Source organism: Armatimonadota bacterium (assembly GCA_016869025.1).
Lineage (GTDB): Bacteria > Sysuimicrobiota > Sysuimicrobiia > Sysuimicrobiales > Humicultoraceae > VGFA01.
The window spans coordinates 1-7,204 of sequence record VGFA01000035.1; the positions used below are offsets into that span (position 1 = coordinate 1).

Annotated in this window: 9 protein-coding genes; 5 read left to right on the forward strand and 4 right to left on the reverse strand. The window is 67.3% G+C overall.

Going from position 1 to position 7,204, the window contains the following annotated elements; all coding sequences use genetic code 11:
* Both FJX73_12410 and FJX73_12415 read left to right on the forward strand, forming a co-directional pair.
* Positions 1-393, forward strand: a 393-nt coding sequence (locus tag FJX73_12410) for a DUF4143 domain-containing protein (GenBank protein MBM3471572.1), incomplete at its 5' end; no start/stop codon positions are given.
* 316 nt (positions 394-709) lie between these two features.
* Entirely contained in the window at positions 710-1,249 is a 540-nt protein-coding gene (locus FJX73_12415; GenBank protein MBM3471573.1) for a hypothetical protein, read from the forward strand.
* On the opposite strand, the gene FJX73_12420 is transcribed toward FJX73_12415, so the two are convergent.
* Positions 1,246-1,377 carry a hypothetical protein gene (locus FJX73_12420; protein MBM3471574.1) on the reverse strand — a complete coding sequence of 44 codons (132 nt, stop codon included), beginning with the start codon at positions 1,375-1,377 and terminating at the stop codon, positions 1,246-1,248. The two genes, FJX73_12415 and FJX73_12420, sit on opposite strands and share 4 nt — an antisense overlap.
* 176 nt (positions 1,378-1,553) lie before the next feature.
* Between FJX73_12420 and FJX73_12425 the strand changes: the two genes are divergently transcribed.
* On the forward strand, positions 1,554-2,630 hold the full coding sequence (locus FJX73_12425) for a hypothetical protein (GenBank protein ID MBM3471575.1): 1,077 nt from the start codon (positions 1,554-1,556) through the stop codon (positions 2,628-2,630).
* Here the strand turns inward: FJX73_12425 and FJX73_12430 are convergent.
* From FJX73_12430 to FJX73_12440, 3 genes are all read right to left on the reverse strand, one after another.
* Positions 2,489-3,532 (reverse strand): nucleotidyl transferase AbiEii/AbiGii toxin family protein, encoded by a 1,044-nt coding sequence (locus FJX73_12430; protein ID MBM3471576.1) that lies wholly within the window; start codon positions 3,530-3,532, stop codon positions 2,489-2,491. The two genes, FJX73_12425 and FJX73_12430, sit on opposite strands and share 142 nt — an antisense overlap.
* Entirely contained in the window at positions 3,354-4,007 is a 654-nt protein-coding gene (locus tag FJX73_12435; protein MBM3471577.1) for a hypothetical protein, read from the reverse strand. The genes FJX73_12430 and FJX73_12435 overlap by 179 nt, the downstream gene beginning before the upstream one ends.
* Positions 4,008-4,096: 89 nt before the next feature.
* The gene (locus FJX73_12440) at positions 4,097-5,704 is read right to left on the reverse strand and encodes an amidohydrolase (protein MBM3471578.1); all 1,608 of its coding nucleotides are present in this window, start codon (positions 5,702-5,704) and stop codon (positions 4,097-4,099) included.
* 149 nt (positions 5,705-5,853) lie between these two features.
* On the opposite strand from FJX73_12440, the gene FJX73_12445 reads away from it, so the two are divergent.
* Positions 5,854-6,906 carry a hypothetical protein gene (locus tag FJX73_12445; protein ID MBM3471579.1) on the forward strand — a complete coding sequence of 351 codons (1,053 nt, stop codon included), beginning with the start codon at positions 5,854-5,856 and terminating at the stop codon, positions 6,904-6,906.
* 24 nt (positions 6,907-6,930) lie between these two features.
* The coding region (locus FJX73_12450; protein MBM3471580.1) for a mandelate racemase at positions 6,931-7,204 on the forward strand (274 nt) is incomplete at its 3' end.

Below are 7,204 nucleotides of genomic sequence, written 5' to 3' on the forward strand. Positions count from 1 at the left end.
CGGCTGATCAAGGCGCCGAAACTGTACTGGGGTGATACGGGCCTGGCTCTGCACCTGGCGGGGTCGGCTGAGCCGACGGGCGCGCACCTGGAGAACCTCGTGCTCAACGACCTCTTGTGTTGGCGTGACGCTCGACCGGAGCAGGCGGAGCTTCTCTACTGGCGCACAACGACCGGCGAAGAGGTGGACTTCGTGATCGAGGCCTCGGGCCGGCTGCTGCCCATCGAGGTCAAGGCGACGCCGCGCCCGCGTCTGGCCGACGCCGCGGCGATCCGCACGTTTCGCGCCGAGTACGGCAAGGCGTCTCGCGCCGGCCTGTTGCTGCACACGGGGACGCGGCGCGAGTGGCTGACGCCGGACGTCCTGGCCGCGCCCTGGTGGTCGGTGTGCTGAAGGAGCGCGACAGGATGTCCACGGACGCCCCGAGAACAGGAAGTAGACCCTTGAGATGAGTGCCACTCGAACTTGGCCTGGACGTGACAACCGATACCAAGGAGCGATGAGGGTGGCAAGCAGGGTCCGAAAGCAGAAGAAGGCGACGGCCCCCAACTCCACCGGCGCCACCGTCGGCTACGAAGCCCAGCTCTGGCGCATGGCCGATGCGCTCCGCAAGATCCCAGTCATGGGCGGTGAACCATGAATGGCGAGCGGAGCAAGACAACAGGCTCGCTAGGGTGGTCATGGTCCCTCACGCTAATGGAGCTCGGCTATGACCGTTGACGAAGTGCTCAAGGCGAAGCGCGCGGAGATCGTCCTGTTCCTGCTGACGCACCATGTTGGCCATCCCAGGCGCGTGGCGCGGCAGATCAATCATGCCCAACCGCCTGTGGCGAGAGCGATGGCGGAGATGGCGCAGGCCGGGTTCCTCACGGAGCACCGCAAGGCCCGCGAGGTGGAGTACTCGCTCGAGCAGACCGCGTGGCGGCGGTTCCTCGACGTACCGGATGGGCTGCGCTGGGCGCAGTGGGGGCTGGTCTTCAGGGCGCTGCGCAGCATCTGGGGCCGCCTGCAGGCGATGCGCGGGCGTCCCCTGCCGCCGCCCGTACTGGGATCAGAGCTGGCCACGTGCGCCAAGGAAGTCAACACCCTGCTGCACGAGAGCGAGCTGGGAACGGTCTTTGCGGCGCCGGTTCCGGGCCGGCCTGAGCACTACACCGCGGTCTTCGAGGAAGGGCTCCGGGAGATGTTCCGGCGGATGACTCCCAATTCACTCAACGTACTGAGTGGAATTACTCAGCGCCCTGACTAGGCCCCGCCCCCTTCCCCCCGACGGTGTCCTGCGGAGCCGGCGCCCAGATGGCAGGAGACCAGGCGCCGCGCTGCGGCTTCTCCGCCGGCCAACTTTGCAGCACGCCGCAACACGTACAGGTGAGAGATGCCGCGGAACCCGAACCATACGTTGCCCTATCAATCGTCCTGCTGGCACGTTCCTGCCTGGCGGTCTGACTGTCTGAGCCACCACAGGGGCTTGACGGGCGGGGGCAGGGTTGCTAGTGGTCAGTCAGGACGTGTCCGGATCTGCATCTTCGGGCCAAGGGAAGGGAGTGCGGGCCATGCGTGATCTGTGGGTACGGTCCTCTCGCCTCGTCCTGGGCAGGGCAGTGGGCTTGCGGGCGCTTGCCCTGCTCCTGGCCGTCGCGGCATGCATCGTTGCCGCAACGCCGCTCGTTGCGCAACCGCCGGCGGGCGCTCGCGCCCAGTACGTTCTCCTCGTGAGCATAGACGGCGGGCGGCCGGATGGCCTGCGCGCGGCCGGCGCGGGGTCGCTCATTCAGGAAGGCAGCTATAGCATGACGGCGCAGACGACCATACCGCCCGTGACAGCGCCAACCCATATGTCCATGGTGTCCGGCGTGGGCTCCGAGAAGCACGGGGTGCATGATAACTCCTGGGTGCCCGGCCGGCCCTTTCCTGCGGCTTCGACGATCTTCTCTGTGGGCAAGAGGGCGGGGTTGCGCACGGCCCTGTTCACCCAGAAGCCCTACGTGCGCGTCATCGCCGACCCGCAGCATATGGATCGCGTCGAGCTTGTCCCGTGGCGAGTGGCGACACTGACCCCCGACCTGGTCGCAGCCGCGTCGGCCTACATCCGATCGGCGCGTCCTCACATCATCCTGGCGCACATCTCCGAGACCGACTGGGCCGGCCACGCCGACGGCTGGATGTCGTTCGGCTACCTGCAGTCGCTGCGCCGTGCGCTGAGCGGCGTCGAGTCCCTACGCCAGGCGCTCCGCGACGCCGGCATCGAGGCGCAGACCCTCGTGATCGTCACAGCCGACCACGGCGGCATCGACAAGGACCACGTGGTCATCGTGCCGGAGGTGATGACCATCCCCTGGATCGCCCTGGGGGCCGGCGTGAAGAAGGGGCACGCGATCGAGCAGCCGGTCCGCGTATTCGACACGGCCGCCACGATCCTCCACGCGCTCGGTCTTGCGATTCCGGATGGCTGGGACGGCAGGCCAGTCCTCGAGGTCTTCGCGGCGCGCTACCCCACCCACTGTGCCCTGTCTGGATCCCAAGCGCCGCTGGCGGTGCAGGCCAGGACCGGATCCAACCACGCAGCGGTGAGTTTGTACCCCGCCTCCGACGATGGCTCAATGCCAACGTCAATCGCCTCCCGTCGGTAGGAGACACCCAACTCGGCAGGTGGGGCCGGTAGCCTGTCGGGAACCGGATGCGTTCCGCGGCGACCAAAGACACTGTAGATCGCGTCCTTCAGGCGATGCGCGTCCATGCGTGCGTGCCTGCATATGAGGACGAAATCCACAAGGTCCTTTGCGCGGGTCGTGCCACCATTGTACGTGCGCGTATAGGCGTGCAGCTTCTCGGCAATCTGACGCTCCAGCGGCGCGACGAGCACCTGGATGGGGCCAAGCCCGAGTTCCTCCAGTAGGCCGGGCCGCTGCGCCGGCTCGGCGTCCCACGGGTCAGGCGGGGCCTCGGTGACGTCCACCTGCAGCGGCTCAAAGGGGCGCCCGCCCAGCTCGCAGCCGATCCTGTACCGCACCGCCAGGCTAACGCCGCCATCGCTGAGGTCCTCGCTTCCAACGATCGCGAATGTGAAGTGGTCGCCAAGATCCTCTGCAACGGCAAGCTGAAGATCTGCGCGAGCGGCGGATGAGCCGAGAACATGATCCGCATCCATGTCCACCGACGGGCGCGCGTGCTGGCCAAGCGCGATCTCGAGCGCCAACCCGCCTTTCAATGCCCAGCGTCCGGGCACGGCTCTCGTGAGCCGAGCCATTAGGCGCTCCAGCCCGGCCTGTCGGCGTAGGATGTATGCAGCCACGCCCAGCCGGCGCGCGCGATTGCGCAGGCGCGCCTCGGCGGCAGCGCGGAACGCAGCGGGGCTATCGTACCGGCGCACGCGAGCCGGCCTCTCTGATGGCGCGATCAACGAGCTGCCGCACACGTGCGGACCGGCCCGCGACAGACCCAAGAAGCTCGTTGACCGTGACGAGCCCAGTGCCAAGCGCGTGCGCGACGGCTTCAATGACCACGCTGGGATCCGCGCCGATTTCCGCGACATCGGCGATCGTGCGCGCGGGCGATGTGACCCGCACTCCAAAGCGCTGCACCACACTGTCGCTGCCGAGCGGTTCCTTCGTGGTGTGGATGCGCACGGCCTTGAACCTGGGGCGGTGACGCGGGCGGTGCGCAAGTGCGACGGTCAGGTGAATCCTCCGCGCGCGTGACGGTGCCAGTTCGTAGAGCGCGAGCGCGGTGTCATGTGACACGACTGCGCGCTGGGGCCCGGCGCCGATCCAGGCTGCTACGACGTCTTCGTTGGGAAGCCCGGGGAACTCCGGCAACCGATAGAACCCCCTGCTCACCCGCTCGAAATTCCCCGCTCGGACATGGTGCCCGATCGCGCGGGCGCTGTATCCGATCTCGCGTGCCTGAGCCGCCGTGAAGTAGCCCGCCTGGGAGCCAGCGAGCTCGAAGAGACGCTGTCGCTTCTCGGTTCTCGTGGACACTGGACCCTCCGGGCCCGACTTCCTCAATTACATACATTTTAGGTGCCTTAATGAGGAAGTGCAAGCCGGCGATGCGCGGGTATCATGCCGCCTGGCGCAGGCGGCATGATATCACTTCATCGTTCGAACACCACCCTGCCGTCCACGACCGTCATCACGTTCACGACATCTTTGATTGTCTCTGTGCCCACATCCAGGATGGGGTCCGAGAGCACGGTCAGGTCCGCGAGCTTCCCCACGGTGAGGCTGCCCTTGCGGTCTGCCTCGCCTGAGGCCAGGGCTCCGTGCACCGTGTACATGCGCAGGGCCTCCTCGAGGCTTATGGCCTCCTCGGGCCCGACCACCTGTCCGGTGCGCGTCCTGCGGGTCATGGCGGTGTAGATGCCTAGCATCGGGTTGGGGCTGGTCACAGGGCAGTCCGAGCTGGCGGCAGCCACGATGCCAGAGTCGAAGAACGACCGGCAGGCGAACATGTACCGGGTCCTGCTTCCGTAGTCACGCAGGTAGCCGTCGCCGAAGTCGTAGATGAAGGCCGGCTGGGGGATAGGCATGATGTCCAGGGACTTGATACGCCGAAGAAGATCCGGGTCCACGAACCCGCAGTGCTCGATGCGGGGCGGTACTGGCAGGGGCTCGGCTCCTGCGGTGGCCGCCTCGATGCCGTTGACCACGACCTCGACCGCCCGATCCCCTACCGCGTGGGCGGTCGACTGGTAGCCGCAACGATAGGCGCGGCTGAAGAGTTCGGTCACCTCTTCCTGGGAGTAGTACAGGAGGCCTGAGTCCTCCGGGTTGCTGTCGTAGTGCGCGCGCATGGCCGCGGTGGGCCCGCTGCTGCTGCCGTCGGCCATGAGCTTGAAGTGACCGATGCGCAGCCAGTCGTCGCCGAATCCCGTGCCGATCCTGGTTCCCAGGAAGCTGCTGTAGGTCTCCTCCGCAGCCGCGGAGGACCACAGCAGCATGTAGACGCGCACGTTTAGATCGCCGGCCCGCCTGGCTGCCACGGCTGCCTGCACCTGCGCCGGGCCGCGCCCGCCGGCATCGTGGATGGACGTGACGCCGTGGGGGAGGAACCCCCTGGCCCCCTCGATCAGGGCACGGCGCAGTTCGTCGGGAGACGGCTCGGCCAGCCCGCCCAGCCGTTCAAGCGCCGCGTCCACCAGGACGCCGTTGGGCTGCCCGTCCTCATCGCGGAGGATGCGCCCTCCCTTCGGATCCGGCGTCTCCGCGGCGATGCCGCAAAGCTCCAGCGCACGGCTGTTGGCTACGGCGATGTGGAAGCACGTGCGATGTACGACTACCGGATGGCGGGGAGCAACGGCATCCAGGTCCCAGCGGGTTGGGTGCCGGCCCTCACGCAGCTTCTTGTGGTCGTAGGCCCAGCCGCGGATCCACTGCCCGGGCGGGGTGGCTCCAGCCGCCTGGCGGATCTTCTCCTGGATGTCTGCGATCGAGTGCACGGCCGGATACCGGCAGTCCACGCCGGCCAGGTACATCCCGTATCCGGCCAGGTGGCAGTGCGCGTCAACGAGCCCGGGGAGCAGGCTCGCTCCCCCAAGATCGATGACACGGGTCGCGGGGCCTTTGAGGCCGGCCAGATCGGACGCGGCGCCTACTGCCGCGATGCGATTGCCCAGGGTAGCCAGGGCCTCGGCCGCAGGCCGGGCAGGATCCATGGTGATGACCTGCCCGTTGATAAACAACAGATCCGCGCTGCTGTTCATGGCACCGCGGCAAGGTTTGTCGGCGCAAGACCAAGTTCCTTCTGGGAAGGCCCTGGTGCCAGCAGGGGCCGGTGCTGCCGATCCGGGTCATAGGGATGTATACTCCAGACCAGTCGGGGACCGAGATGGATGTCCCGCAGGAGGGGCCGATGCGCATCTCCCAGATGCTCCATGCGATCGATCTCCATGCAGGCGGTGAGCCCGGCCGCGTGATCGTGGGCGGGATCCTCGACGTGCCCGGCCGCACGATGTTCGAGAAGATGAAGCACCTCCAGACACACGCCGACGGCCTGCGGCTGCGCATGCTACGTGAGCCCCGCGGCTATCCGGCGGCGAACTGCAACATCGTGCTGCCGCCCACCGACGCTGCGGCCGATGCCGGATTCGTCATCATGGAACAGACCGAGTACCCGGGCATGTCGGGGACGAACACGATGTGCGTGGCTACCGCGCTCCTGGAGACCGGGATGCTGCCGATGCGTGAACCGGCGACAGAGATCACGCTGGAGGCCCCTGCCGGCCTTATCCGGGTGCGCGCCGACTGCGCCGGCGGCAAGGTCCGCCGCGTGACCTTCCAGAATGTGCCTGCGTTTGCCGTGCACCTTGACCGGGTCATAGAGGTGCCCGAGATCGGCGCGGTTACGGTCGACGTGGCCTACGGCGGCATGTTCTACGTCATAGCCGACGCCCCGCAGTTCGGTCTGCGCCTCGTCCCCGATGAGGGGCGTGACATCGTGCGCATCGGCGAGATGGTCAAGGCGGCGGCGCGCGAGCAGCTGCCGGTGCGGCATCCGGAGCAGCCCGGGTTCGAGGGGGTCACGATTGCCCAATTGTCGGGACCGGCGTCGCATCCGGACGCGCACCGCAAGAACGTGGTGGCGATCTCAACCGGCACGCTCGACTGGAGCAACCCCTCCACCTGGACCGGGGTGATCGACCGCTCGCCTTGCGGCACGGGTACGTGCGCCAAGATGGCGACACTCCACGCCAAGGGACAGTTGGCTCTGCACGAGGACTTCCGGCACGAGGGCATCCTGGGCACGGTCTTCACCGGCCGGCTGGCCGGCGAGACCAGGGTCGGTGAATACCCCGCGGTCACACCGACAATCAGCGGACAGGCCTGGATAACAGGACTCGCCGCGTACGTTCTCGATCCGGAGGATCCGTTCCCGGAGGGCTTCAAGGTCGGCGACATCTGGTAGGCACGGCGGCAGGAGGTGAGATCGTTGCGGATCACGCGTATCGAGGTCTACGGCTACGACCTGAACTACGTCCACGGCGACTACGTGATGTCCGGAGGGCGCGTAGTGCGGGCTCTGCCCTCGACCGTGGTGAAGGTAGTGACCGACCAGGGGACGACCGGCTGGGGCGAGGTCTGTCCGCTGGGAAGCACATACCTGGAAGGCTTCGCAGGAGGCGCACGGGTGGCACTACAGGCGCTCGCGCCGGCGCTCGTCGGCGCCGATCCCAGGAATCTGGCCCTGATCAACGAGCGAATGG

Coding starts and splice junctions, on each gene's coding strand:
- FJX73_12425 (MBM3471575.1), top strand. CDS start 1,554: ATGCGTGATCTGTGGGTACGGTCCTCTCGCCTCGTCCTGGGCAGGGCA.
- FJX73_12430 (MBM3471576.1), bottom strand. CDS start 3,532: ATGTCGCGGAAATCGGCGCGGATCCCAGCGTGGTCATTGAAGCCGTCG.
- FJX73_12445 (MBM3471579.1), top strand. CDS start 5,854: ATGCGCATCTCCCAGATGCTCCATGCGATCGATCTCCATGCAGGCGGT.
- FJX73_12440 (MBM3471578.1), bottom strand. CDS start 5,704: ATGAACAGCAGCGCGGATCTGTTGTTTATCAACGGGCAGGTCATCACC.
- FJX73_12415 (MBM3471573.1), top strand. CDS start 710: ATGACCGTTGACGAAGTGCTCAAGGCGAAGCGCGCGGAGATCGTCCTG.